The sequence below is a fragment of the Hydrogenophaga sp. FG152 genome, from assembly GCF_057809615.1.
The window spans coordinates 175,191-200,428 of sequence record NZ_JBMDKH010000006.1; the positions used below are offsets into that span (position 1 = coordinate 175,191).

Here is a 25,238-nt window from a genome sequence, read left to right on the forward strand (position 1 = left end):
ATCAGGCGCGCAACCGGCCAGCCACACGCTGGGCCACCGCCTCGACGGCGGCGTTGACGGTCGCGTCAATGTCCTCTTCGGTCAGTGTAGCGTCGTCGCGGTTGAGCACCAGCCGCACCGCGAGGCTTTTTTCATCCACGGCCAGCGACCCCGCGGGCGTGCTCCCGGACGACGCCTGCTTCTTGGGCCGGTACACGTCGAACAGCACGACGTCGCGCAACCAGGGGCTGGCCGGCGCGCGGATCGCCTCCAGCACGGCGGCGTAGGTCACCGACTCCTTGACCACGATGGCCAGATCGCGCTCCACCGCCTGGTGGCGGCTCACCGCCTGGTAGGCCGGCACGGGGCGGTCCAGCACGGCATCGAGCTCCAGCTCGAACATCACGGGCGCCTGAGCCACGTCGTAGCCCTGACGCCAGCGGGGGTGCAGTTCGCCGACATGGCCGATGCAGCGGTCGTCCAGCCAGACGCTGGCGCAGCGCCCTGGGTGCATCGCCGGGTGTTCGGCCACCTTGAACTCGGGCCGGCGCGGGGCCAGCAAGGCCTGCACATCACCCTTCACATCGAAGAAGTCCACGGCACGTTCAGGCGTGCCCCATTGAAGCATATCGGTGGCACCGTAGGCCAGGCCGGCCACGCGCATGGGCTGGCGGAAGCCGGCCACGGTCGTGTCGCTCTCGACGACGGAGGCGTCCTTGAAGAACACGCGCCCGACTTCGAACAGGCGCACGCGATCGGTCCGCCGGTCCAGGTTGAACTTCAAGACCGCCAGCAAGCTGCCCAGCAGCGACGAACGCATCACGCTCATCTGGCTGGCGATCGGGTTCAGCAGGCGGATCGGATCGGCATTGCCGGCCAGCTCGCGCTCCCAGCGCTCTTCCACGAAACTGAAGTTGATGGTTTCCTGATAGCCCAGCTGGGCCAGGCTGCGGCGCACCGCAAACGGACCGCGGCGCGCCTCGGTGCGGATCTTGGCGGTGATGGGCGCCAGCGGCGGCGTGTCGGGCAACTTCTCGTAGCCGACGATGCGGGCGACCTCTTCGATCAGGTCTTCTTCGATCTGCAGGTCGAAACGGTAGGCGGGCGGCATGACCGTGAGCACGCCATCGCCCTCTTCCACTGGCAAGCCCAGGCGGCGCAGGGCACCCGCGCATTGGGCCTGGTCGACCGGCATGCCGATGACCTTGGCCGCGCGCGCCACCCGCAGGCTCACGGGTTGCGGCGTGGGCAGCTGCACCACGTGGTCGTCCAGCACGGCGGCCTGACCGCCGCAGATGTCCAGCACCAGCTGCGTGATGCGCTCCACGTGCTCGCGCGTGGTGGACGGGTCCACACCGCGCTCGAAACGGTGACCGGCGTCGGTGGAGAAGTTGTAGCGGCGCGAACGGCCCGCAATGGACTTGGGCCACCAGAACGCGGCTTCGATGTAGATGTTCTGCGTGTCGTCCGACACGGCCGTGGAGTCGCCGCCCATGATGCCGGCCAGCGATTCAACGCTTTGATCGTCGGCGATCACACCAACCTGCGCGTCCACCGTAACCGTGTTGCCATTGAGCAGCTTGAGCGATTCGCCTTCCCGGCCCCAACGCACCTGCAGGCCACCGTGGATCTTGTCGAGGTCAAAGATGTGGGACGGGCGCCCCAGCTCGAACATCACGTAGTTGGAGATGTCCACCAGCGGGGAAACGCTGCGCTGGCCGCAGCGGGCCAGGCGATCCACCATCCAGGCGGGCGTCGTGGCGCGGGTGTTCACGCCGCGCACGATGCGCCCGGTGAAACGCCCGCACAGGTCCGGCGCCTCCACGCGCACCGGCAGGCGGTCCTGCAGCGGTGCCGCCACCGACGGAAATACTGGCTCGATCAGCGGTGAGCCGGTGAGCGCCGACACCTCGCGGGCAATGCCGTACACGCTCAGGCAATGCGCCAGGTTGGGCGTGAGCTTGAGCGTGAACAGCATGTCGTCCAGCGCCAGCTGTTCGCGAATGTCGCGCCCCACCGGGGCATCGGCCGGCAGCTCCAGCAGGCCGCCGTGTTCGTCGGACAGCTTGAGCTCGCGCGCCGAGCACAGCATGCCCTGGCTCTCCACGCCGCGCAGCTTGCCCAGCTTGATCTGGAACGGCTTGCCGTCGTCACCGGGTGGCAGCTCGGCGCCCACCAGCGCGCAAGGCACCTTGATCCCTACGCGGGCATTGGGCGCACCACAGACGATGTTGAGCAGACTGCCCTGCCCCACGTCCACCTGGCACACGCGCAGGCGATCGGCATTGGGGTGTTGCACGGCGTCCTTGATCTCGCCCACCACCACCTTGGTGAACGGGGGCGCCACCGGCTCCAGCTCTTCGACCTCCAGACCGGCCATGGTCAGGGTATCGGCCAGTTGCTGGCTGGTCAGGGGTGGGTTGCAGAAGGCACGCAGCCAGGATTCGGGAAATTGCATGTCGTGGTCTCAGCGGAACTGGGCGAGAAAACGGACGTCACCGTCGAAGAACAGACGCAGGTCGTTGACCCCGTAGCGCAGCATGGTCAGGCGGTCCGGCCCCATGCCGAAAGCGAAACCGATGTAGCGCTCAGGATCCAGGCCCATGTTGCGCACCACGTTCGGGTGCACCTGGCCAGAGCCCGCCACCTCCAGCCAGCGCCCCGCCAGGGGGCCGTGCTGGAACTGGATGTCGATCTCCGCGCTGGGCTCGGTGAAGGGAAAGAAGCTGGGGCGGAAGCGCAGCACCAGATCATCGGACTCGAAGAAGGTGCGGCAGAAATCCGTGAAGACGTACTTCAGGTCCTTGAAGCTGACGTTCTCGCCCACCCACAGGCCTTCGCACTGGTGGAACATCGGCGAGTGCGTCGCGTCGCTGTCCACCCGGTAGGTGCGACCGGGCGCGATCACGCGGATCTCGGGCATCGGGCGCCCGGCATCCAGGTCGGCGCGGTGGCGCTTGACGTGCTGCACCGCGTGGCGGATCTGCATCGGGCTGGTGTGCGTGCGCAGGAGGTTGGGCGCCTTCTCGCTGCCCCCCTCCACGTAGAACGTGTCGTGCATCGAGCGCGCGGGATGGTCTTCCGGCGTGTTCAGGGCGGTGAAGTTGAACCAGTCGGATTCGATCTCGGGGCCATCGGCCACCTCGAAGCCCATGGAGCCGAAGATCGCTTCGATGCGCTCCAGCGTCAGGCTCACCGGGTGCAGGCCGCCCTGGCCGCGCTGGCGACCGGGCAAGGTCACGTCCAGCGCCTCGGCCTTGAGTTGCGCCTGCAACTCGGCATCGGCCAAAGCCTGGCGCCGCTCGGTCAGCGCGCCTTCGATCGCCTGCTTGGCCTGGTTGATGGCCGCGCCACGGGTCTTCTTCTCTTCCACGGAGAGGGCGCCCAGGCCCTTCATCAGCTCGGTGATGCGGCCCGACTTGCCCAGGTACTGCGCCTTGGCGTTTTCCAGATCGGCCGGCGTGGCGGCTTGAACAAACCCGGCACGGGCGCTCTCGACCAATGCGTCCAACTCGTTCATGTGTGTGCTTGAATCGTTGGGAAATAAAAAAGGGGTTGAAGCCAGCGAGGGAATCCCTCAAGCCTCAACCCCTTTGAGCGACGGGGCGCGCCGCCGTGAGGCGGCGTGCTCCTGCCGTGAATCAAGCGGCCAGCTTGGCTTTGACTTGCTCCACGATGCTGCCAAAGGCAGCCGGATCGTTCACCGCCAGATCGGCCAGCACCTTGCGGTCGATTTCGATCTGGGCCTTCTTCAGGCCGTTGGCGAATTGGCTGTACGTCAGGCCGCAAGCACGGGCGCCAGCGTTGATACGGGCGATCCACAGTTGACGGAAGACGCGCTTTTTCGTGCGGCGATCGCGGTAGGCATATTGCCCAGCCTTCATCACCGCCTGTTTGGCGATGCGGAAGACGTTGCCGCGGCGGCCGCGGAAACCTTTGGCCAGAGCCAGAACCTTTTTGTGTCGGGCGCGAGCCGTTACACCACGTTTGACGCGAGGCATGTGTGTTCTCCTTGTTCGTCGTTGATCAAATGCCCGTGCCGGGCAGCATCTGTGCCATGTGACCCATGTTGGTCTCATGCACGGTGACTGCTCCACGCAGGTGGCGCTTGTTCTTGGTGGTCTTCTTGGTCAGGATGTGACGCTTGAAGGCTTGACCGCGCTTGACGGTGCCACCGGGACGAACGCGAAAACGCTTTTTCGCGCTGCTCTTGGTCTTCATTTTGGGCATCTTCATGCTCCTTTTCATTTGTGCTCGTGAGGCGCCGCGAACCTTCCGCGGACTTGTTGGCCCCGAGCCACTTTTATGGGCAGCCTTTCGGCTCCCCGATTCGGCGTCCGGCTTTTCAGCCAGCGCCTCGGACCGGCAGGAGACTACCCTGCCCGTCCAATGCTGTTCTTGGCCGCCAACCGCCCTCAGGCGGCCGACTGGCTTGCCGCAGGCGCCGCTGCAGCGGCCTCGGCGGGCTTGGCCGCACCACCGGCCTTCTTGCGGCCGGGCGCGATCATCATGATCATCTGGCGCCCTTCGAGCTTGGGAAACTGCTCCACCACGATCGAATCGGCCAACTCATCGCGAATGCGGTTCAGCAGGGCCAGCCCCAGATCCTGGTGGGTGATCTCACGGCCGCGGAACCGCAGCGTGATCTTGCACTTGTCACCATCGTCCAGAAAGCGCCGGATGTTGCGCATCTTGATGTTGTAGTCGCCGTCGTCGGTACCGGGCCGGAACTTGATTTCCTTGATCTCGATGACCGTCTGCTTGGCCTTGGCTTCCGCCGCCTTCTTCTGCTCCTGGTACTTGAACTTGCCGTAGTCCATCAGGCGACACACCGGAGGGACGGCAGTGGCCGCGATTTCGACCAGGTCCACATCCAGCTCACCGGCCATGCGCAGCGCTTCCTGCAAACTGACGATGCCCAAGGGCTCGTTCTCGGGGCCGTTGAGGCGAACCTCGGGGGCCATGATTTCCCGGTTCAGTCTGTGTGCGCGCTCTTCACGTTGGCGGCGGTCGCGAAAGTTGGTAGCTATGGTGAGTTCCTTTGTGTGGGCCGGTTCAGGCAAATTGGCGGCCACCCGGCCGCCTCACGCACACGAAGTGCGCCATGGCAGCAGGGGCATCCAGCCAGATGTTTGAAATCAAACTTTGGATGAAACGTCAGCCGCGATCAATTTGGAAAAGGCTTCCAGCGGCATGACACCGAGGTCTTTGTTCCCTCGCGCCCGCACAGCCACGGCACCAGCTTCTTTCTCTTTGTCGCCCACGACAAGGATAAAAGGCAGCTTTTGCAACGCGTGCTCCCGTATTTTATACGTAATTTTCTCGTTGCGCAGGTCCGTCGTCACCCTAAGCCCTTGATTCTGCAGAGTTTTCGCGATTTCCAGACAGTATTCGCCCTGGGAATCGGTGATGTTGAGCACCGCCACCTGCACCGGCGCCAGCCAGGTGGGCAAGGCCCCGGCGTGCTGCTCGATCAGGATGCCGATGAAACGCTCCAGGCTGCCCACGATGGCGCGGTGCAGCACGATGGGCGTGTGGCGCGAGCCGTCTTCCCCCACGTATTCCGCGCCCAGGCGCTCCGGCAGATTGGGGTCGACCTGGATCGTTCCGCACTGCCAGGGGCGGCCCAGCGCGTCCTTGAGGGTGTATTCGATCTTCGGGCCGTAGAAGGCGCCTTCGCCCGGCAGATACTCAAAATCGCAGCCCGAGGCGCGAAGGCCCTCGGCCAGCGCGTTCTCTGCCCGGTCCCAGCTCTCTTCCGTGCCAATGCGCTTTTCCGGGCGGGTGGAGAGCTTGTAGATGATGTCGTTGAAGCCGAAATCTTTGTAGACCTTCTGCAGCAGCGTGGTGAAGGCCACCACCTCCGCCTGGATCTGGTCTTCCGTGCAGAAGATGTGACCATCGTCCTGCGTGAAGGCGCGCACCCGCATGATGCCGTGCAGGCCACCCGAGGGCTCGTTGCGGTGGCACTGGCCGAATTCACCAAAGCGCAGCGGCAGATCGCGGTAGCTCTTGATGCCCTGCTTGAAGATCAGGATGTGCCCGGGGCAGTTCATCGGCTTGAGCGCGTAGTCGCGCTTCTCGGACTCCGTGACGAACATGTTTTCGCGGTACTTGTCCCAGTGGCCGGTTTTCTCCCACAGGCCCTGGTCCAGAATCTGCGGGCCCTTCACCTCCTGGTAGCCGTTGTCGCGGTACACGCGGCGCATGTACTGCTCCACCTCCTGCCACACCGTCCAGCCCTTGGGGTGCCAGAACACGGTGCCGGGCGAGTGCTCGTCGATGTGGAACAGGTCCAGCTCGCGGCCCAGCTTGCGGTGGTCGCGCTTCTCGGCCTCTTCCAGCATCGTCAGGTACTGCTGCAACTCGTCCTTGGTCGCCCAGGCCGTGCCGTAGATGCGCTGCAGCATCTCGTTGCGGTGGTCGCCGCGCCAGTAGGCGCCGGCCACCTTCATCAGCTTGAAATGCTTGAGCTTGCCGGTGCTGGGCACGTGCGGGCCTCGGCACAGGTCTTCAAAAGCGCCCTCGCGGTACAGCGACACGTCTTCATTGCTGGGGATGCTGGCGATGATTTCCGCCTTGTAGTGCTCGCCCAGGCCCTTGAAGTAGGCCACGGCCTCGTCGCGCGGCAGCACGCGGCGCACCACCGGCTCGTCCTTGGCAGCCAGCTGGGCCATGCGCTTTTCAATCGCCACCAGGTCTTCGGGCGTGAAGGGGCGCTTGTAGGAAAAGTCGTAGAAGAAACCGTGCTCGATCACCGGGCCGATGGTCACCTGCGCATCGGGAAACAGCTCCTTCACGGCGTAGGCCAGCAAGTGCGCCGTGGAGTGGCGGATCACCTCCAGGCCTTCGGCATCCTTGGCCGTGACGATGGACAACGGGCTGTCCTGCGTGATGAGGTAGCTGGTGTCCACCACCTTGTCGCCGATCTTGCCGGCCAGGGCGGCCTTGGCCAGGCCGGTGCCGATGGAGGCCGCCACGTCGGCGACCGTGACCGGGCCGGGGTATTCGCGTTGGGAGCCGTCGGGGAGCGTGATGTGCAACATGGGGAGGTCCAGAAAACAAAAAAGCGCGGCAGGGGCCGCGCTGGTGTGGGGGAGAAAAGGAAATCGATCAGGCAGGCGCGAACTGCAGGCCTCAAAGGGCCGTGGAGGTGGTCTCCATAGTTCGCGGTGTCATAACCAGATTGCCTTTCTCGCTCTTGCTGATTCAGAAGAAGAACAGGCATTTTCCCACAAAACCCGGACATGCCTCCGCCCTGCCCGCATCAGCGCCGTGGCACGCGCCAACGCGTCGTTTCTTCCTTGGAATTTCGGCACCGGGAAATTCCCATGGAGTCATCGGCTGACCATCAGTACCATCAGATTGATTCTTATGTGAATCGCAGTTTTATATATAAAACATTTGTTTCATTCCCGAAGGAGCACCCATCCATGCGTTCCCAGCTTCTCCGCCTCCCGCTTCTTGTCGGCAGCTTGTCCATCCTCGCCGCGTGCAGCAGCATGCCCGGTGCTCGCAACGCCATGCCCAGCCCCGGCCAGGTGGTCAACGTCCAGCCCCAGACCCGTTCCCTGCTCACGGAATCCTCGCAACGCTGGATGGTGTCCTACATCACCACCTCGCACTCGGGGCAGAACACCGTGGTCCAAGGCCTGATCGATCTGCCGAAAACGCCACCGCCGGCTGGCGGCTACCCGGTCGTGAGCTGGGGCACCGGCACCACCGGCGTGGCGCCACAATGCGCCCCCTCTCTGGCGGCAGCGCCGTCCCGGCTGGAGTACCAGAACCTGCTGTTGAAGCAGGGCTACGCCGTGCTGCGCACGGACTACGAGGGCTGGGGCGCCTTCGCAGGCCGGCCTGACCTCGAAGGCCGCAGCAACGCCTACGCCATGGCCGACCTCGTCACCGCCGCCCACGACCTGCCCATCCAGCTCAGCAAGGAATGGATCGCCGCCGGGCACAGCCAGGGCGGGGGTGCATCCATCTGGGTGGCCTCAATGAAGGAGCGCACGCCGGCCTACCCGCTGAAGGCCGCCGTGGCGCTGGCACCCACCGGGCCCGGCGTGCTGAAGTTCCTGAACGACGTGGCCGACGGCCAACCCGTCTCGGCCAGCGCTCAGCCCTTCGTCGCCATCACGGCTTTGGCGGCGAAAGTGGCGGACCCGAGCCTCGATCTGGACAAGCTCACGCACCCGGCCATGAAGCCTCAGATCGAAGCGGCGAAGACCACCTGCATCGGCGGCCTGTTTGGCATGCCCGTGTTGGCGCCAGGCCAATACCTGAAGAAGGGGCCGGAGTTCGACAAGATGGTGAAGTTCTTTGCCACGCAGGACCCCACCCAGCTCCAAATGCAAGTGCCCCTGTTCATCGCACAGGCCGAGAAGGACCAGACCACGGTCACCCCGCCCACCACGCGGCAGATGATGGGCGCTCTGTGTGCCAAGGGCGCGCGCATCCAGTACAGGGAGTACGCGGGCCAGGATCACGGCTCGGTGATCATGGCGTCGAGCGCGGATTCGCTGCGCTTCATTTCGTCCGTGCTGTCGAACCAGACACCGGCCAACGACTGCCGTTAAAACGCCGCACGCTCAAACAAAAAAACGCCACCCCGCTGGGTGGCGTTTGTGTTTCTGACGCTCCGCGCTTCAAGCCTTTGACTGTTGAGCGGCGATGGTTTGCAGCTCGCAGATCGTGTCCAGCAGCACGCCAAACTGAAAATTCAACTCGTCGTAAATCGCCTTGCGGTCGACTTCGGGCATGGGTACTCCGTCGCGCCCGTCGTAGCGCTCCAAGATGGCGGCGAGCTGACAGGTTTTATCGAGCGCCTGAGAGGACAGGGACCACACCTGGGTCGCGAAGTTCTTGCGGTGGACGCGGGCGAGCGCGTTACGGAAGAAGAGTTTGATTGCCATGCTTGAGATTTCCATTGTTCAGTTGTGAATCGATGACATGCCGGGGATATCACTCGGCCAGCAATGCGACCACCATTCTGACCTATATATAGGTCACAATCAAGGAGCCATTGACCCACCCTTGCTCATCTCAGAGAGCAAGCACCGTGGAACCAGATCAAGCATTCGGGCAGGCGTTGCGCAGCCTGCGGACGCGTCGCAAGTGGAGCCAGACCGAGCTCGCACTTCGTGCTGACGTGGCTCGGACCTTCATCTCGCTGATCGAGCTCGGAAAGAACAGTCCGAGCGTGCGCCTCATGTTCAAGCTTTGCGACGCACTTGACGTCACCCCTTCGGACCTTATGAAGGACGTCGAGAAGCGCATGCGCACACAGCGCGTCCGCTAGAACTCGACTCGAACTTCAGCCGCCCTCCCCATCCAGGCGCAGCGCCCAGGATTCGATCTGCCCCGTCTCGAGCCGGCGGCGGAACAGCCTGGCCCAGGAAGGCGGCAGCGGCAAGGCGAGGATCTGCTGCAGCGTGTGCGGATCGCCATCGCGCTCGGCGATGGCATGCAACAGCCTCTCCAGTGTCCAGTCCGGGTGCGGTCGCGCCACGAGGCGGACGGCATCGCCCGTTTGAACAAGCCCCGGCCGCAAGACGCGCAGGTACCAGCCAGCGTGGCCGCCCTGCTGCACGCGCCGCGCCATGTCGGGCACGCCAAAGCGGTCGTTGAGCTTCCAGCAAGGCTGACGGCCCTGGCTCACCTCGAACAGCGCACCACCGACCGCCCATTGGTCGGCGATGCAGACGTTCGTTTCGTCCAGGCCGGGTTCCAGGCTGAAGTTTTCACCGAAGGCACCGGGTTGGCGCAACAAGGCGGCAGCCGTCTCGCCCGGCAGCTCGCGCCGCCAGGCGCCGTAGTGCGCCCAGGTGTAGCAATGCACAGCCTTGTCGGGCCCGCCGTGCACGCGCGGGTCGCCCTGCTCGTCGCCGTCCAGACCGAGCGCACCCACCATGAGCGCGCCAGCCTGAGGCTGCTTGTCGATCGCGCTGACGCTCCCGGCCCGGGTGTAGGCCCGGGCCTTGCCGGTCAGCACAGCCCGCAGCCGACCGATGACCACCGGCGCCTCGCTCATCGCGGCCTCAGCTTCACGGCAGGGAAATCGACCGGCACCGCGAAAGCCACGTTCACGTAATTGGTGAAAAGGTTCAGTGCCACGTGGGCGAGTATCTCAACGATCTGCTCGTCGTTGAAACCGGCCCCGCGCAGCGCCTGAACGTCGGCGTCGCTGAGCTGGGCACGGTCGTTGACGACCTTCAAGGCAAAGCGCAGCGCGGCGGAAGTTTTCGGGTCGTCGGATTTGCCCTGCTGCGCGGCGGCCATCTCGGCGGCCGTTGCACCGGCCTTGCGGCCCAGTGCGTTGTGGGCGGCCAGGCAGTACTCGCACTGGTTGCGGTCAGCGATGGCGACGGCGAGCTGCTCGCCCAGCTTCGGCGAGATCACGCCACCACCCAAGGCGCCAAAACTGCCCCACATGCTTTTGAGGGCGGCACTGGAGTTGGCGACCGCCCGGAACATCGCCGGCGTCGCCCCGAAGGCGCCATGAATCTGGTCAAGCACTTGCTTGCGCTCGCCAGTGGCTTGGGCAGGATCGATCAATGGAACGCGTGACATGGTGTGGTCCTTTCAGTGGATTCGGGTGGGAGGAATGAAGCAGCTGCTGTGCGCCAGTGTGCCCCGGCAGGAAGTACCATTGGGAACGAATCGTCCATGCGACATACCTAATCGTCCAACACATGAGCAACCTGCCGATCGACCGCCTGTCCAGCCTGCTGGACCGCTTCAAGGTGCGGGCGCACCTGTTCCGCAACGGGCCGCTGTGCGGCGTCAGCCGCTTCCCTGCGGAGCCAGGGCGCGGCTTCCTGCATGTGATGCGGCGCGGCGAACTGGAATTGCGGCACGGCGCCAAGACCGCACTGCCACGCCGGCTGACCATCACGGAACCGAGCCTGCTGTTCTACCCACGGGCGCTGGCGCACGAGTTCCGCAACCCGCCACAGGACGGTTCAGATTTCGTCTGCGCCGAACTGGCGTTCGACGGCGGCGAGCGCAACCCGCTGGTGCGCGCCCTGCCCCCTTTGATCCTGCTGCCCCTGGCGCGGGTGGAAGGGCTGGAGCCGGCACTCGCCCTGCTGTTCGCCGAGACCGAGCGGCTGCGCTGCGGCCAGCGGTTGCTGGCGGATCGCCTGTTCGAGGTGGTGCTGATTCAGCTGCTGCGCTGGCTGATCGACCATCCGGCCGAAGCCGGCATCCCGCCCGGGCTGCTGAACGGGCTGGCGGACCCTCGGCTGGCGCGCGCGCTGGTGGGGCTGCACGAGCAACCCGGCGCGCCCTGGAGCCTGGCCACCATGGCGCAGGAAGCAGGCATGTCGCGCAGCGCGTTCGCTGCGGCGTTCAAGACCGCCGTCGGGCAGACGCCCGCCAACTACCTAGCGGACTGGCGATTGAGCCTGGCGCAGACACAGCTGCGGCAGGGGCGCCAGGTCAAGGAGATTGCCGACGCACTGGGCTATGCCAGCGCGCCTGCGCTCTCGCGCCTGTTCAGCCAGCGCCTGGGTTGCTCCCCTCGGGAATGGCGGGAGCGGGATGGGGCTACATAGCACCACGCCAGCGCCCACAAACCTGAGATGCGGGCGGCCCGTTCGTCCTGTCGTTGTCGAGCGTGAACGGTGACGCGTCCAAGCACGACGTGTGCGTGGCGCCATTGGCGAATACGCTCAACTCACCGACGTGCCGGCAAGTGGGTCTCGCGTAGCGGTGGCAGCAAGCGAATGTCGATGCCGTCGCGTTGCCCCAGGGCCCGAATCCGCGCCATGCCAGCCGCCGTGTTGTCCAGAAGGTAGGGCATGGGAACCAACGGATGGCGCAGCGACCGGGTGAAATCATCCCAATGCACGGGGATGACGAGCTTCGCGCTGGTGTTGATCACGGCCTCGTTCCAGTACGCTTGCGCGAACCCGTCTGGTTGTTTACCGAGTGCTCCGATGCCCAGCACCACCGTGTCCGCTTTCATGCCGTCAAACGCGTGTGCTCGGAAATTTGCACTCGGCACCACGAGCACATTGCCAAGCTCGTGCTCGATGAAAAACGAGAAGTTGTCGGCCATTCGGTAGTCGCTGAGCGTAGCGTGCTTCACGGGCTCAGTGATGAATCCGAAGAAAAGAAGCCCGGGAGAGTGCGGCGTCTCAATGGTGGTAACCCGAAACGAGCCGATCTTGACGGGTGTGCCGACATGCAGGCGCTGCAGCTGGGGCTCCGGCGTGCCTTGCCCTCTTGCCACGTTGAGCGACGACTTGGAACCATGGACCACGGCGCCTGTTTGCATGGCCACCCGTCCAGAGTCCATCGCATGATCATGGTGGGAATGGGCCACGAAGATCGCATCGATGCGCCGGGGGACGTGCCTCAAGGCGAATGCGATTTCAGCGTCGTCAGGCGTGATAGACGTCAACAGTTGCAGGAATGACGGCCGGGAGAAGAAGCCGTCGGTCATGATCGAGGTCGTTCCATCGCTCAGTACGATGGTGCTGGTGCCGAGGAAGGTGGCGCGCAGGCCAGTGTTTGCAGGGTCGTTCTGCAAGAACACCTGAGGGGAGTCCACATCGACACTGGGTCTGATCATGGTCAACGCCCAGGCGACCAACACAGCGAGGAGCATCAACCCCAAGACGCTGATGACCAGGCATTTGAGATGTCGCAGGCTAGAGTCTTTCAATGGCAACCTTCAAGAGTCAATCTATTGATCGGATGTCACTGGCTCGCTCAGTGGCGCGCCGGTTGGTGCAGGCAGCGCTGGGGCCGAGTCCGATCTTGCAGACGATTCCTTGAGCAAAACCAGGTCAATAAAACACCAGAAATTGAGACCCGAGATATTGTTGTGATCCCTCATGATGGTGGTCTCGTCCAGCTTGACCACCCAATAGGGCGAGTAGGGGTGTGACTGGCCAACCAAGTGCTCGATTTGCATTTGCTTCGGTATTCCTGTTTGCCCCAGCGAATTCCAACCTTCGCCCTTGCTTATCCAACCCTCTCCGTTGACAGGCGACGTTCTGTCCTGGATGGACCGCGCAATTTTTCGCTGAACGGACTCACGCAACCAGCCCTCTTTGACCTGGCATTCATTTCCATCACGGCGATGACTCATGCCAAGTTTGTGGGTCTGGTAGGGTTTAAATTGACCCATCGTCGTTCGGTCCATCTCGGCCTGGTCAACCTCGAGCTCGTCGGTGCGTCGCCGATGTTGCGGAGGAAGGTAAACCCGATGGAATTCCAAGCTCGTGCTGAGCCAACGTCCAATGGGGAACAGGGTCGTCGCCGCCCAATCGCCAGGTGTGGCGGCAACGATCAGGCGCACCGGCTGCATCGGTTCGAATCCCCGGCGACGGGCGTGTGCCTGACTTGCGTCGTAAAGCGGTGAAAACCGCATGGCTTCAATGGCAGGGTTGATGAGAACGACCAGATCACCGAACCCACGAACGGCATCGACGCCGGGCTCCGTTTCCGCCTGAATCAGGCGCTGCAGGAGCGTCTGGTGCACCGCGTTGTAGAGAGCCGAGGCACCGAAGCTGTGCCCGGTGAGGACCAGTGCGTTCTTGTGTTCTTTGTTCGCCTTAATCAACTCCAGTTCAAGCAGGAAGCCCACGAGTGCATTTCGTCCCACTTCTTCGCTGGTATTTTTTCGGTCCCAGAACGTGGCGGTGTTCAGATACGGAACGTCGATCGAGTCACCACGCCAACCGATGTAGATGCCGACGACCTCCTTGCCCGGGAGCCGGCGCTTGGCATCGCCCAGGCGGCGTCTGAAGCTGTCTATGCTCCCATCCTCCGGAGCAGCGCTGTGGTGCCAGCCATGAATGAAAACCACCACATACAGGTTCTCTTTCTTTTCGAGGTAATTCAGTATGGAACGCTGCTGGCTTTTGTCCATGCGATTGTCGAAAAAAATCCCCTGGTCGTCGATTTCGACAAAACCCAGGATAAAACCTTCCTTCGTCTTGACCAAAGCACTTGTGTCGCACTTATTTTGCGTTTCATCGCAAAGCTGGGCCGTGTCGTGTCGGTAAGCTTCTTTGGCCGCACAACTCGCCAAGCCTAAACACAGCAAGGCCGCGAGCGCTGCCATAGAGAGGCAATGCCACCTTTGCACCCATGAAAGTTCGCCGTGCTTCATGCTGGCTCCAAACAAGGCACCTCTGTGCGACGAAGCGATTGTCAACCCAGTGGAGAGATTTCAACAGGGGAAGTGATCCCCCAAATTTGCATAAAGCAGACTTTCCCTCTTCCTATCAGGCAAAAAAAAGCCACCCCGAAGGGTGGCCCTGTCTCCTCAACCCCTGATGGGGTGAGTTCAGTGGAACTGCTCTTCCTCGGTCGAGCCCGTCAGCGCCTTCACGCTCGAAGAACCACCCTGGATCACCGTGGTCACGTCGTCGAAGTAACCCGCGCCCACTTCCTGCTGGTGCGACACGAAGGTGTAGCCCTTGTCGCGTGCGGCGAATTCCGGCTCCTGCACCATTTCCGTGTAGTGCTTCATGCCTTCGCCGCGGGCGTAGGCGTGGGCGAACTGGAAGGTGTTGAACCAGTTGATGTGGATGCCGGCCAGCGTGATGAACTGGTACTTGTAGCCCAGCGCGGCCAGGTCTTCCTGGAACGAGGCGATCTGCTTGTCGTTGAGGTTCTTCTTCCAGTTGAACGAGGGCGAGCAGTTGTACGACAGCAGCTTGCCGGGGCAGGCGGCTTGCACGGCTTGCGCGAATTCGCGGGCGAAGCCGATGTCGGGCACACCGGTTTCGCACCACACGAGGTCGGCGTACGGCGCGTAGGCCACGCCGCGGCTGATGGCTTGCTCCAGGCCGTTCTTGACGCGGTAGAAGCCTTCTTGCGTGCGCTCGCCGGTGAGGAAGGGCTTGTCGTTGGCGTCGTGGTCGCTGGTGATCAGGTTGGCGGCTTCGGCGTCGGTGCGGGCCAGCACGATGGTGGACACACCCATCACGTCGGCGGCGAAGCGCGCGGCGATCAGCTTCTCGCAGGCTTCTTGCGTGGGCACGAGCACCTTGCCACCCATGTGGCCGCATTTCTTCACGGCGGCCAGTTGGTCTTCGAAGTGCACGCCGGCGGCACCGGCGGCGATCATGTTCTTCATGAGTTCGAAGGCGTTGAGCACGCCGCCGAAGCCGGCTTCCGCATCGGCCACGATGGGCAGGAAGTAGTCGATGAATTCCGGGCTGCCCGGCTCGATGCCACGGCCCCACTGGATTTCGTCGGCGCGCTTGAAGGTGTTGTTGATGCGGCGGACCATGGTGGGCACCGAGTCGTAGGCGTAGAGCGACTGGTCGGGGTACATGGTTTCCGAGGTGTTGCCGTCGGCGGCGACTTGCCAGCCCGAGAGGTACACGGCTTCCAGGCCGGCCTTGGCCTGTTGCATGGCCTGGCCGGCGGAGATGGCGCCGAAGGCGTTCACGTAGCCCTTCTTGGCGCCACCGTTGACCTTGTCCCACAGTTTCTCGGCGCCGCGCTTGGCCAGCGTGTGCTCGATCTGCATGCTGCCGCGCAGGCGCACGACGTCGGCGGCGCTGTAGCCGCGCTTCACACCCTTCCAGCGCGGGTTGGTCGCCCAGTCTTTCTCCAGGGCTTCGATCTGTTGGGCGCGGCTCAGTTGCTCGGTCAGGGATTGCGGCATTTGAATACTCCGTGAGGTTGATGGATCGGGGCGGCTGGCTTGCATGCAAACGCGGTGCCGTTGAGAAGACTTTAAGTCTTATAGAAGAGTTTTGGAAGCTCTTATGTCTTATATAAGAGAAAAAATTTCTTGTTATTTTTCAACGTACTTTTCTTCAAATTTCTCAATGTAGAAATCAATTTCTTGCATTGAGAAATTTTCTTGCGCCGCAACATTTTGTGTTTTCATATTGCAAAACAAACATCTCTCATCCCGGAATACCCTGAAATGCTTCAGGCATGATGCGACCCACTTTCGTGCACACCTGTCAAAAACCGTGACCTCCCCGAACCGTTGGTGGGCCTATGCGTGCCTGGCCTTGAGCATGTCGCTGGTGGGCAGCTATGTGGCCCTCTCCAAGCCCCTGGTGCTGGTGTTCCCTGTGTTCCTGCTGGCCTGGCTGCGCTTTGGCATCGGCGGCCTGGCGATGTGGAACTGGTTGAAGAAGCCGGCCGACGAACCGCCCATGTCGCCACGCACGCGCGGCCTGCTGTTCCTCGAATCGTTCCTGGGCAACTTCCTGTTCTCCATCTGCATGCTGTTCGGCGTGAGCCTGACCACCGCCGTGGCCGCGGGCGTGGTGATGTCGTCGATCCCGGCCGTGGTGGCCTTGTTGAGCTGGCTGTTCCTGCGCGAGCGCATCGGCTGGCGCAGCGCGGCCGGCATTGCCTGCGCGGCGCTGGGCATCGGCCTGTTCTCGCTGCAGAAGGTGGACGCCGGCGCGGCGGTGGCCGACACCAGCGGCCCGTTCGGCATCAGCAAGGCGCTGCTGGGCAACCTGCTGGTGTTCGCCGCCGTGGTGTGCGAGGCCTCTTACGTGGTGATCGGCAAGCACCTCACCGAGGGCCTGGGCCCGAAGCGCATTTCGGCCGTCATCAACCTCTGGGGTTTCGCGCTGGTCACGCCGTTCGGCCTGTGGGCGGCCTGGACGTTCGACTTCTCCACCGTCGCCCTGCCCGTCTGGGGCCTGCTGGTGTTCTACGCGCTGGCCGCGAGCGTGTGGACGGTGTGGCTGTGGATGACCGGGCTCAAGAAGGTGCCCGCCTCGCAGGCCGGCGTGTTCACGGTGATGCTGCCGATCAGCGCGGCGGCCATCGGCGTGCTGTTCATGGGCGAGCGGTTGACGTTGCTGCAGGGCGTGGCGTTCGGCATCGCCCTGCTCGGCCTGGTGCTGGCCACCCTGCCCGGCCGCGCGGCGCCCAAGGCCTGAGCGTTTTTCAGAGGCACCACAGCCCGGTGGGTTGGGTGATGCCCATCCACAGCGCCCAACCCGAGGTGAGCGCCAGGGCCAGCCCGGCCAGGCGGATGCCCCAGCCACCCGAACGCGCGCCGCGCAGGCGCAGCAGCAACCACGGCCCGGCGGTGAGCGAGACCGAGGTGCCGATGGAGAACAGGGCCATGATGGCCGCGCCTTCCAGCGCGTTGGCCGACAACGAGGCCACCAGCAGCGCCGAGTACAGCAGGCCGCAGGGCATGAGCGCCCAGGCCACACCCAGCACCACCGGGGCGCGTGGCCCCAGTTTCACCATGGCGGGCCGGGCGCGGCGCCACACTTGCTGGCCGAGGTTTTCGATCCAGGCGGGCTGCCTGGCGCGCCAGAGCAGCACCGCGCCGAGCAGCAGCGCGGCCACATGGAACATGGTCCACACCGGCCGCAGCACGGCGGTGTGGGTGCCCAGCCAGGCCAGGCCCTGCACCGAGCCGGCGGCGAAGGCGCCGAACAGCGCATAGCCCAGCATGCGGCTGACCTGAAAGCCCAGCAGCGCCTGCGTGCTGCGCGCACCGGCCGCGCGGCCGATGCCGGCGCAGGCCGCGCCGCACATTGCCACACAGTGCGGGCCGCCCACCAGGCCCATGAAGAGCGCCGTGATCGCCATGGAGGTTTGCATGGTGGGCGCCCGGGCCGGCCTCAGATGATGCGCGAGAAGCGCGCGCGGTCGAGGTCGACCTGAAGGTTCTTGTCGAACACCATGGCAATGGCGCGCACCAGGAACCAGCCGGCCTCAGTGACCTGGATGCCGCCGGGGTTCAGGCGCACCAGGCCCTCGGCGGCCAGGCCTTCGAGCACCTCGAGTTCGCGCGCGAAGTGGCTCTTGAAGCTGATCAGGTGCCCGAGTTCGATCGACTCGAACTGCACCTCGCCCTGGCACATCAGCGCCATGATCACCGCGCGGCGCAGCAGGTCGTCGCGCGTGAGCGCGAGCCCGCGCACGATGGGCAGCCGACCCTGGTCGAGCAGGTCGCGGTATTCCTCCAGTGTCTTGGCGTTCTGGCTGTAGGTGGCGCCGATGCGCCCGATGGCGGACACGCCGAGCGCGATCAGGTCGCAGTCGGGCTGCGTGCTGTAGCCCTGGAAGTTGCGGTGCAGGCGCCCCTGGCGCTTGGCCACCGCGAGCGCGTCGTTGGGCAGCGCGAAGTGGTCCATGCCCACGTAGACGTAGCCGGCGTCGATCAGCGCGTCGAGCGACATCGAGAGCATGCCGAGCTTGTCGCCCGCGCTGGGCAGCTCGGCCGCCGAGATGCGCCGCTGCGGCTTGAAGCGCGACGGCAGGTGGGCGTAGGCGTAGAGCGCGATGCGGTCGGGCCGCAGCTCGTTCACCTGCGCCAGCGTGCGCGCGAAGGACGCGGGGGTCTGCAGCGGCAGGCCGTAGATCAGGTCCACGTTGACCGACTCGAAGCCGATGCGCCGCGCCGCGGCCACCAGCGCGAACACCTGTTCGGCGGGCTGCACGCGGTGCACGGCCTTCTGCACGGCGGGGTCGAAGTCCTGCACGCCGAAGCTCAGGCGGTTGAAGCCCAGGCGGGCCAGGGTCTTCAGGCGGTCCTCGGTCACGGTGCGCGGGTCCACCTCCACCGAGTACTCGCCGCCGGGCGCGAGCGTGAAGTGGCGCCGCAGCATGGCCATGAGTTCTTCGAGCTCGGCATCGGAGAGAAAGGTGGGGGTGCCGCCGCCCAGGTGCAGTTGCGACACGCTGTGGCCCTGGCCCAGGTGCGCCACCTGCAGCTCCACCTCGCGCGCCAGGTAGCGCAGGTACTCGGCTGCGCGCGAATGGTGTTTGGTGATGACCTTGTTGCAGGCGCAGTAGTAGCAGACCGACTCGCAGAACGGGATGTGCACGTACAGGGACAGCGGCAGCGCCATCGAGCCCGCGCGGCGCTGCTGCAGCGCCTGGATGTAGTCGTTGTCGGTGAACGCCTCCACGAACCGGTCGGCGGTGGGGTATGAGGTGTAGCGCGGCCCCGGCACGTCAAAACGCCGCAGCAGCTCCTCGGAAATGGCGTGGCTCAAGATCGAATCTCCATCAATGCTGCCACTGTGCGACAGAGTGGCCGCATTTCCCTTGATCCTGGTCAAAAGGTGGTGAACTGATCCGTTGCCGGGGAGCGAATGCGACACGGTGGGGGGTATGCTGTAACCTTTTGCGAATCCGGACTTTTCTAATGGACGCTCAAAGCATCAAAGTCGCCTGCTCGAGCTGCAACCTGCGCGAGCTGTGCCTGCCCATGGGCTTGAATCCCGATGAGATGGACAAGCTGGACAAGGTGATTTCCAAGCGCCGGCGCATCAAGCGCGGCACGTCGCTGTTCAGCGTGGGCGACAAGTTCACGTCGCTGTACGCCGTGCGCTCGGGTTTCTTCAAGACCTGCGTGACCACGGCCGACGGCCGCGACCAGGTGACGGGCTTCCAGATGACGGGCGAGATCATCGGCCTGGACGGCATCGTGAGCGACCACCATTCCTGCAACGCGGTGGCGCTGGAAGATGCCGAGGTCTGCGTGATGCCGTTCGACCAGGTCGAAGAGCTCTCGCGCGAGTTCACCACCCTGCAGCACCACGTGCACAAGATCATGAGCCGCGAGATCGTGCGCGACCATGGCGTGATGCTGCTGCTGGGCAGCATGCGCGCCGAAGAGCGCCTCGCGGCCTTCCTGCTCAACCTGGTGCAGCGCCTGCATGCGCGCGGCTTCTCGCAGTCCGAGCTGGTGCTGCGAATGACGCGTGAGGAAATCGGCAGCTACCTGGGCATGAAGCTCGAGACAGTGAGCCGCACCTTCTCCAAGTTCGTGGAGGACGGCATCATCGATGTGAAGCAGCGCTACGTGCACATCAAGAACACCGACGGCCTGCGCAGGATCGTCAATCCTCAGTCTTGCGGATGACCAGCAGCGCGGTCAGCGCGCTGGACGCCATCGTCACTCCCCAGAACACGAAGAAGGCCACGGTGTAGACCGCCTGGCGCGACCAGTCCAGCGGCTGGCCGAACCAGTGCAGGTCGCCCGGGTCCACCATCGCGAAGACCAGCATCTCCAGCACCGCCGCCAGCAGGAAAGCTGGCCAGGCGATGCCCATCCATTGGCGCGCCTGCACTTCAGCGCTCCGGTTGCGGCACCACCGGCGAGGCCGCGTGGTTGCGCGCCTGGTGCGCGGGCTGCAGTTTGATCAGCGCCTCGGCCTTGGCCTGCCCTTCCAGCGCCAGCGCGGCTTCGCGGTCGCGTTCGAACACGGCCTTGTCGAGCACCGGGTCGGCGTTGTGGACGGCGATGAAGGCGGTGATGAGGCTGGCCACCACCACCACCAGCGGGCCGCCCACCACCAGCCACATGTGTGGCACGCGCCACCAGGACACCGGCGGCACAGGGGCCGCCACGGCGGGAGAACTGGATGGGTTCATGAGAGAGCTCCTTCGGGAAGATGGGTCGGATCAGCGCGGCACCAGGAAGGCCGCCTTTTCGGAAACATGGATCGATTCGTCGCCCATGGCACGGATGTCGAAATGGATCGGGTGCGAGCCGGGGCTCGCGGCATCGGGCGGGATCTGCACCCGCACCGCCACCGCACGCACTTCGGTGGAGAGCACCTCCACCTCGGCGCTGGAGTCCAGCGCGATGCCCGGCAGGCCCGAGACGCTGATGGTGTAGCGCTGCGGCGACTCGGTGGCGTTCATGATCTGCAGGCGGAACACGTTCTCGATGCGGCCCTGCTCGACCATGCGGGCCAGGGCGCCTCGGTCGCGGATCACGTCCACCTTGAGCGGCGTGCGCAGGAAGAGGCTCAGGCCCACGGCAAGGGTGATGGCCGCGAGGATGGCGGTGTAGAGCAGCACCCGAGGGCGCAAGGCGCGCTGCAGCATCTGCCGGGTGTCCCAGCCGTTGGCCACGCCGTTCTGGGTCGAGAAGCGGATCAGCCCGCGCGGGTAATTCACCTTGTCCATCACGTCGTCGCAGACGTCGATGCAGGCGGCGCAGCCGATGCATTCGTACTGCAGGCCGTTGCGGATGTCGATGCCGGTGGGACATACCTGCACGCACAGCGTGCAGTCGATGCAGTCGCCCAGCCCCAGCGCCTTGGGGTCGGCCTTCTTGGAACGGGCTCCGCGCGGCTCGCCGCGCTTCGCGTCGTAGGTGACGATCATCGTGTCCTTGTCGAACATCGCGCTCTGGAAGCGCGCGTAGGGACACATGTATTTGCAGACCTGCTCGCGCAGGAAGCCGGCGTTGCCATAGGTGGCGAAGCCGTAGAAGAAGATCCAGAAGAGTTGCCAGGGCCCGAGCGCGGCGGCCACCGAGAGCGCGCCCAGCTCGCGGATGGGCGTGAAGTAGCCGACGAAGGTGAAGCCGGTCCAGAGCGAAAAGGCGATCCACAGCGCGTGCTTGAGCGAGCGCTTGCCGAGCTTGGCCGCCGACAAGCTCGACTGGTCCAGCCGCAGGCGGGCCGAGCGGTCGCCCTCCACCTTCTTCTCGATCCACAGGAAGATCTCGGTGTAGACCGTCTGCGGGCAGGCGAAGCCGCACCACAGCCGGCCGGCCACGGCGGTGAACAGGAACAGCGCGAACGCGCAGATGACCAGCAGTCCAGTGAGGTAGATGAAGTCCTGCGGGTAGAGCACCAGCCCGAAGATGTAGAAGCGGCGCGCCTCCAGGTCGAACAGCACGGCCTGGCGTGCGTTCCACTCCAGCCACGGCAGCCCGTAGAACACGAGCTGCGTGATCCAGACCATGACCCAGCGCCAGTTGGCGAACAGGCCCTGCACGGAGCGTGGCTGGATCTTCTCGCGCGCGGCGTACAGGGACACCATCGTCTCGTCATCGACGGGGACGATGGGGATGGTGGCTCTGGGCTTGCTGGACGGACTGGTCACGTGGGCTGGCTGGGGAGCAGGTTCGGATCGATCAGTTGCCGGCGGCGGTTGCGCCGGCCTTGTTGGACAAGCCCCAGACGTAGGCGCTCAGCACATGGATCTGGTCCGCGTTGAGCTTGCCGGCCTGTGCCGGCATCTGGTTGTTGAAGCCCTTGGTGATGGCGCGCACCACGGCGTCTTCGCCCCAGCCGTGCAGCCAGGTGTTGTCGCTCAGGTTGGGCGCGCCCATGGCGGTGTTGCCCTTGCCGTCCGCACCGTGGCAGGCGGCGCAGGCGGCAAAACCGGCGCGGCCGAGCGCGGCGCGCACCGAGTCGTGCGGGCTGCCCGAGAGGCTGAGCACGAAGTGGGCGACGTTGCGCACGTCGTCCGGCGTGCCCACGGCGGCGGCCATGGGCGGCATGACGCCGTTGCGGCCTTGGGTGATGGTGGCCTTGATCGCCTCGGGCTCACCGCCCCAGAGCCAGTCGCGGTCGGTCAGGTTGGGAAAGCTGCGGGCACCGCGCGCGTCCGAGCCGTGGCACTGGGCGCAGTTGTTCATGAACAGGCGCTCGCCGATGGCCATGGCGGAGGCATCGCTGGCGAGCTGCGGCGGCGTCATGCCATTGAACTGCGCGTAGATCGGCGCGATGGCCTTCTCGACCTTGGCCACCTCGGCCTTGTGCTGGCCGTCGGACGACCAACCCAGCAGGCCCTGGTACTTGCCGAAGGTCGGGTACAGCAGGCCGTAGGCGAGCGAGAACACGACGGTGATGATGAAGAGGTAGACCCACCACTTGGGCAGCGGGTTGTTCATCTCGCGCAGGTCGCCGTCCCACACGTGGCCGGTGGTGTTGTCGGCCGAGGCCTTGACCTTGGTGGTGCCGCTGATCCAGAGCAGGACCAGGCAGGCGATGATGCTGACGATGGTCAGCCCGGCCACGTACCAGTTCCAGAATTCGCTGGTGAAGTCGCTCATGACGTTTCTTTCGTGCTGTCGGGGGTGGCTTCGTCCTGGAACGGCAGCATGGCTGCCTCGTCGAAGCGGTGCTGGTTGCGCCGGGCCCAGGCCCAGCCCACGATGCCCAGGAAGGTCATCAGGCTGATCACGGTGACGGCGCTGCGCAGGTCATTGATGTCCATGGGGTGTTCTCCTGGCGCTCACTTGATGGCGGTGCCCAGCACCTGCAGGTAGGCGATGAGGGCTTCCATTTCGGTCTTGCCCTTCACGTCGGCCTGGGATGCGGCGATTTCTTCGTCGGTGTAGGGCGCGCCCAGGGTGCGCAGCACTTCCATGCGCTTGGGCAGGCCGGCCTCGTTCACGGTCTTCTTCTCCAGCCAGGGGTAGGCGGGCATGTTGGACTCGGGCACGAGGTCGCGCGGGTTGTTCAGGTGGATGCGGTGCCATTCGTCGCTGTAGCGCCCGCCCACGCGCGCCAGGTCGGGACCGGTGCGCTTGCTGCCCCACTGGAAGGGCCGGTCGTAGACGAATTCGCCCGCCACCGAGTAGTGGCCGTAGCGCAGCGTCTCGGCCTGGAATGGGCGGATCATCTGCGAGTGGCAGTTGTAGCAACCCTCGCGCACGTACACGTCGCGCCCGGCGATCTGCAACGCGCTGTACGGCTTGAGGCCCTCCACCGGCTGGGTGGTGGACTTCTGGAAGAACAGCGGGACGATCTCGACCAGACCACCGACCGCGATCACCAGCACGATGAGCACGATCATCAGGAAGTTGTTGGTCTCGATCCGCTCGTGGGTGAAACCCTGGGGCTTGTTGTTGTCGGCCATGGTTGTGGCTCCTCAGGCGTGGGCGGGGTTGAGGGCGGGAATGCGGACGTCTTCCACGCGGCCGTTGCGCGCGGTCATCACCGTGTTCCAGAGCATCACGCCCATGCCGGCCAGGTACAGCACGCCACCGAGCAGGCGGATGACGTAGAACGGGAAGGTGGCCTTGACCGATTCGACGAAGGTGTAGGTCAGGCTGCCGTCGGGGTTGACGGCGCGCCACATCAGGCCCTGCATCACACCGGCGATCCACATCGCGGCGATGTAGAGCACGATGCCCAGGGTGGCGATCCAGAAGTGCAGCTCGATGGCGGGCACCGAGTACATCTTCTTCTGGCCGTACAGGCGCGGGATCAGGTAGTACATGGAACCCATGGTCACCAGGCCCACCCAGCCGAGCGCGCCGGAGTGCACGTGGCCCACGGTCCAGTCGGTGTAGTGCGAGAGCGCGTTCACCGTCTTGATGGACATCATCGGCCCCTCGAAGGTCGACATGCCGTAGAACGAGAGCGAGACGATCAGGAAGCGCAGGATGGGGTCGTCGCGCAGTTTGTGCCAGGCGCCCGAGAGCGTCATGATGCCGTTGATCATGCCGCCCCAGCTGGGCGCGAGCAGGATGAGCGAGAACACCATGCCCACCGATTGCGTCCAGTCCGGCAGCGCGGTGTAGTGCAGGTGGTGCGGGCCGGCCCACATGTAGGTGAAGATCAGCGCCCAGAAGTGCACGATGGACAGGCGGTACGAGTACACCGGGCGCTCGGCCTGCTTGGGGATGAAGTAGTACATCATCCCGAGGAAACCGGCGGTGAGGAAGAAGCCCACGGCGTTGTGGCCGTACCACCACTGCACCATCGCGTCCTGCACGCCGGCGTAGGCCGAGTAGCTCTTGAAGATGTCCACCGGCAGCGCGGCGCTGTTGACGATGTGCAGCACGGCCACGGCCAGGATGAAGGCGCCGAAGAACCAGTTGGCCACGTAGATGTGGCGCACCTTGCGCAGGCCGATGGTGCCGAAGAACACGATGGCGTAGGCCACCCACACGAGGGTGATGAGCACGTCGATCGGCCACTCCAGCTCGGCGTATTCCTTGCCCGAGGTCATGCCCATGGGCAGCGAGACCACGGCCAGCAGGATCACGGCCTGCCAACCCCAGAAGGTGAAGGCGGCGAGCTGCCCGCCGAACAGCCGCACCTGGCAGGTGCGCTGCACCACGTAGTAGCTGGCGGCGAACAGGCCGCAACCCCCGAAGGCGAAGATCACCGCGTTGGTGTGCAGCGGCCGCAGGCGGCCGTAGGACAGCCACTCGATGCCCAGGTTGAGCGCCGGCCAGGTCAGCTGCGCGGCGATGATCACGCCCACCAGCATCCCCACCACGCCCCAGACCACCGTCATGATGGCGAACTGCCGAACGACTTTGTCGTTGTAGACCGCCGAATGGCTGGCCCTGTTGGTCATGGACATACACATACTCCTTGCCAATGTCACTGCCGACAGTGTGCGCAGGGAGTTCCTGTCGGGCCTTGACCTAGGTCAAGCGCGCCCTCAATCGCCCTTGAGGATGCGCTCGCCTTCGCGTTCGATGTTGTCGAACTGCCCCGTCTGGAGCGCCCACCAGAACACGCCGATGATGCCGAACACGAGCAGCACAGACAGCGGGATCAGGAGATAGAGGATGTCCATCGAAA

The 25,238-nt window shown here is 64.6% G+C and carries 27 protein-coding genes; 5 read left to right on the top strand and 22 right to left on the bottom strand.

Annotated elements, in window-relative coordinates:
* Window position 1 precedes the first annotated feature (1 nt).
* The 6 genes from pheT to thrS all read right to left on the bottom strand — a co-directional run bounded on the left by pheT (window position 2) and on the right by thrS (window position 7,025).
* A complete protein-coding gene (gene pheT / locus ACODTB_RS09555; RefSeq protein ID WP_291112890.1) occupies window positions 2-2,437 on the bottom strand; it encodes a phenylalanine--tRNA ligase subunit beta in 2,436 nt (811 codons plus the stop codon).
* 9 nt (window positions 2,438-2,446) lie between these two features.
* Window positions 2,447-3,499 (bottom strand): phenylalanine--tRNA ligase subunit alpha, encoded by a 1,053-nt coding sequence (gene pheS, locus ACODTB_RS09560; protein ID WP_291112888.1) that lies wholly within the window; start codon window positions 3,497-3,499, stop codon window positions 2,447-2,449.
* Window positions 3,500-3,620: 121 nt separating this feature from the next.
* The gene (gene rplT / locus ACODTB_RS09565) at window positions 3,621-3,980 is read right to left on the bottom strand and encodes a 50S ribosomal protein L20 (RefSeq protein WP_086120609.1); all 360 of its coding nucleotides are present in this window, start codon (window positions 3,978-3,980) and stop codon (window positions 3,621-3,623) included.
* Between the two features lie 25 nt (window positions 3,981-4,005).
* Entirely contained in the window at window positions 4,006-4,209 is a 204-nt protein-coding gene (rpmI, locus tag ACODTB_RS09570; protein ID WP_159596967.1) for a 50S ribosomal protein L35, read from the bottom strand.
* Window positions 4,210-4,394: 185 nt separating this feature from the next.
* A complete protein-coding gene (gene infC / locus ACODTB_RS09575; RefSeq protein WP_291112966.1) occupies window positions 4,395-5,009 on the bottom strand; it encodes a translation initiation factor IF-3 in 615 nt (204 codons plus the stop codon).
* Between the two features lie 108 nt (window positions 5,010-5,117).
* Window positions 5,118-7,025, bottom strand: a complete 1,908-nt coding sequence (thrS, locus tag ACODTB_RS09580; RefSeq protein ID WP_291112883.1) for a threonine--tRNA ligase — start codon at window positions 7,023-7,025, stop codon at window positions 5,118-5,120.
* Window positions 7,026-7,412: 387 nt separating this feature from the next.
* Between thrS and ACODTB_RS09585 the strand changes: the two genes are divergently transcribed.
* Window positions 7,413-8,555 (top strand): alpha/beta hydrolase family protein, encoded by a 1,143-nt coding sequence (locus ACODTB_RS09585; protein ID WP_291112881.1) that lies wholly within the window; start codon window positions 7,413-7,415, stop codon window positions 8,553-8,555.
* A 69-nt stretch (window positions 8,556-8,624) separates the two neighbouring features.
* On the opposite strand, the gene ACODTB_RS09590 is transcribed toward ACODTB_RS09585, so the two are convergent.
* Window positions 8,625-8,891, bottom strand: a complete 267-nt coding sequence (locus ACODTB_RS09590) for a hypothetical protein (protein WP_291112879.1) — start codon at window positions 8,889-8,891, stop codon at window positions 8,625-8,627.
* 146 nt (window positions 8,892-9,037) lie between these two features.
* Here ACODTB_RS09590 and ACODTB_RS09595 point away from each other — a divergent pair, with 146 nt between their 5' ends.
* A complete protein-coding gene (locus ACODTB_RS09595; RefSeq protein WP_291112877.1) occupies window positions 9,038-9,277 on the top strand; it encodes a helix-turn-helix domain-containing protein in 240 nt (79 codons plus the stop codon).
* Window positions 9,278-9,292: 15 nt separating this feature from the next.
* Here ACODTB_RS09595 and ACODTB_RS09600 read toward each other — a convergent pair whose 3' ends face one another.
* The gene (locus ACODTB_RS09600; protein ID WP_291112875.1) at window positions 9,293-10,009 is read right to left on the bottom strand and encodes an MOSC domain-containing protein; all 717 of its coding nucleotides are present in this window, start codon (window positions 10,007-10,009) and stop codon (window positions 9,293-9,295) included.
* Window positions 10,006-10,548: a carboxymuconolactone decarboxylase family protein gene (locus ACODTB_RS09605; protein ID WP_291112873.1), complete on the bottom strand. Its 543-nt coding sequence runs from the start codon at window positions 10,546-10,548 to the stop codon at window positions 10,006-10,008. Before ACODTB_RS09605 ends, ACODTB_RS09600 begins: the two co-directional genes overlap by 4 nt.
* A 122-nt stretch (window positions 10,549-10,670) precedes the next feature.
* Here ACODTB_RS09605 and ACODTB_RS09610 point away from each other — a divergent pair, with 122 nt between their 5' ends.
* Window positions 10,671-11,534, top strand: coding sequence for an AraC family transcriptional regulator (locus ACODTB_RS09610; RefSeq protein ID WP_488929268.1), 864 nt, complete (start codon window positions 10,671-10,673; stop codon window positions 11,532-11,534).
* Between the two features lie 122 nt (window positions 11,535-11,656).
* On the opposite strand, the gene ACODTB_RS09615 is transcribed toward ACODTB_RS09610, so the two are convergent.
* From ACODTB_RS09615 to aceA, 3 genes are all read right to left on the bottom strand, one after another.
* On the bottom strand, window positions 11,657-12,556 hold the full coding sequence (locus tag ACODTB_RS09615) for an MBL fold metallo-hydrolase (protein ID WP_291118182.1): 900 nt from the start codon (window positions 12,554-12,556) through the stop codon (window positions 11,657-11,659).
* Between the two features lie 114 nt (window positions 12,557-12,670).
* Window positions 12,671-14,104 (bottom strand): hypothetical protein, encoded by a 1,434-nt coding sequence (locus tag ACODTB_RS09620; protein ID WP_291118185.1) that lies wholly within the window; start codon window positions 14,102-14,104, stop codon window positions 12,671-12,673.
* Window positions 14,105-14,281: 177 nt separating this feature from the next.
* Complete coding sequence (gene aceA, locus ACODTB_RS09625; protein ID WP_382325238.1) at window positions 14,282-15,613, bottom strand: isocitrate lyase; 1,332 nt, start codon at window positions 15,611-15,613, stop codon at window positions 14,282-14,284.
* Between the two features lie 316 nt (window positions 15,614-15,929).
* Here aceA and ACODTB_RS09630 point away from each other — a divergent pair, with 316 nt between their 5' ends.
* Window positions 15,930-16,862, top strand: a complete 933-nt coding sequence (locus ACODTB_RS09630; protein ID WP_291118191.1) for a DMT family transporter — start codon at window positions 15,930-15,932, stop codon at window positions 16,860-16,862.
* Between the two features lie 7 nt (window positions 16,863-16,869).
* Here the strand turns inward: ACODTB_RS09630 and ACODTB_RS09635 are convergent, their stop codons facing one another.
* Together ACODTB_RS09635 and hemN are read right to left on the bottom strand one after the other, a co-directional pair.
* Complete coding sequence (locus ACODTB_RS09635; RefSeq protein WP_291118194.1) at window positions 16,870-17,541, bottom strand: sulfite exporter TauE/SafE family protein; 672 nt, start codon at window positions 17,539-17,541, stop codon at window positions 16,870-16,872.
* Between the two features lie 20 nt (window positions 17,542-17,561).
* Window positions 17,562-18,959 (bottom strand): oxygen-independent coproporphyrinogen III oxidase, encoded by a 1,398-nt coding sequence (gene hemN / locus ACODTB_RS09640; protein WP_488929278.1) that lies wholly within the window; start codon window positions 18,957-18,959, stop codon window positions 17,562-17,564.
* A gap of 134 nt (window positions 18,960-19,093) precedes the next feature.
* Between hemN and fnr the strand changes: the two genes are divergently transcribed.
* Window positions 19,094-19,813, top strand: a complete 720-nt coding sequence (gene fnr / locus ACODTB_RS09645) for a fumarate/nitrate reduction transcriptional regulator Fnr (protein ID WP_291118201.1) — start codon at window positions 19,094-19,096, stop codon at window positions 19,811-19,813.
* Here fnr and ACODTB_RS09650 read toward each other — a convergent pair.
* From ACODTB_RS09650 to ccoS, 8 genes are all read right to left on the bottom strand, one after another.
* Window positions 19,791-20,003, bottom strand: coding sequence for a hypothetical protein (locus ACODTB_RS09650; protein WP_488929279.1), 213 nt, complete (start codon window positions 20,001-20,003; stop codon window positions 19,791-19,793). The genes fnr and ACODTB_RS09650 overlap by 23 nt on opposite strands.
* 19 nt (window positions 20,004-20,022) lie before the next feature.
* Complete coding sequence (locus ACODTB_RS09655) at window positions 20,023-20,325, bottom strand: nitrogen fixation protein FixH (RefSeq protein WP_291118207.1); 303 nt, start codon at window positions 20,323-20,325, stop codon at window positions 20,023-20,025.
* 30 nt (window positions 20,326-20,355) lie between these two features.
* Window positions 20,356-21,729: a cytochrome c oxidase accessory protein CcoG gene (gene ccoG, locus ACODTB_RS09660; RefSeq protein ID WP_291118456.1), complete on the bottom strand. Its 1,374-nt coding sequence runs from the start codon at window positions 21,727-21,729 to the stop codon at window positions 20,356-20,358.
* Window positions 21,730-21,823: 94 nt separating this feature from the next.
* A complete protein-coding gene (gene ccoP, locus ACODTB_RS09665) occupies window positions 21,824-22,747 on the bottom strand; it encodes a cytochrome-c oxidase, cbb3-type subunit III (protein WP_291118210.1) in 924 nt (307 codons plus the stop codon).
* Window positions 22,744-22,911 carry a cbb3-type cytochrome oxidase subunit 3 gene (locus ACODTB_RS09670; RefSeq protein WP_291118213.1) on the bottom strand — a complete coding sequence of 56 codons (168 nt, stop codon included), beginning with the start codon at window positions 22,909-22,911 and terminating at the stop codon, window positions 22,744-22,746. The genes ccoP and ACODTB_RS09670 overlap by 4 nt, the downstream gene beginning before the upstream one ends.
* Window positions 22,912-22,929: 18 nt before the next feature.
* Window positions 22,930-23,556 carry a cytochrome-c oxidase, cbb3-type subunit II gene (ccoO, locus tag ACODTB_RS09675; protein WP_291118216.1) on the bottom strand — a complete coding sequence of 209 codons (627 nt, stop codon included), beginning with the start codon at window positions 23,554-23,556 and terminating at the stop codon, window positions 22,930-22,932.
* Between the two features lie 12 nt (window positions 23,557-23,568).
* Window positions 23,569-25,008: a cytochrome-c oxidase, cbb3-type subunit I gene (ccoN, locus tag ACODTB_RS09680; RefSeq protein ID WP_488929280.1), complete on the bottom strand. Its 1,440-nt coding sequence runs from the start codon at window positions 25,006-25,008 to the stop codon at window positions 23,569-23,571.
* 87 nt (window positions 25,009-25,095) lie between these two features.
* A complete protein-coding gene (ccoS, locus tag ACODTB_RS09685) occupies window positions 25,096-25,233 on the bottom strand; it encodes a cbb3-type cytochrome oxidase assembly protein CcoS (RefSeq protein WP_291118221.1) in 138 nt (45 codons plus the stop codon).
* Window positions 25,234-25,238: the final 5 nt, after the last annotated feature.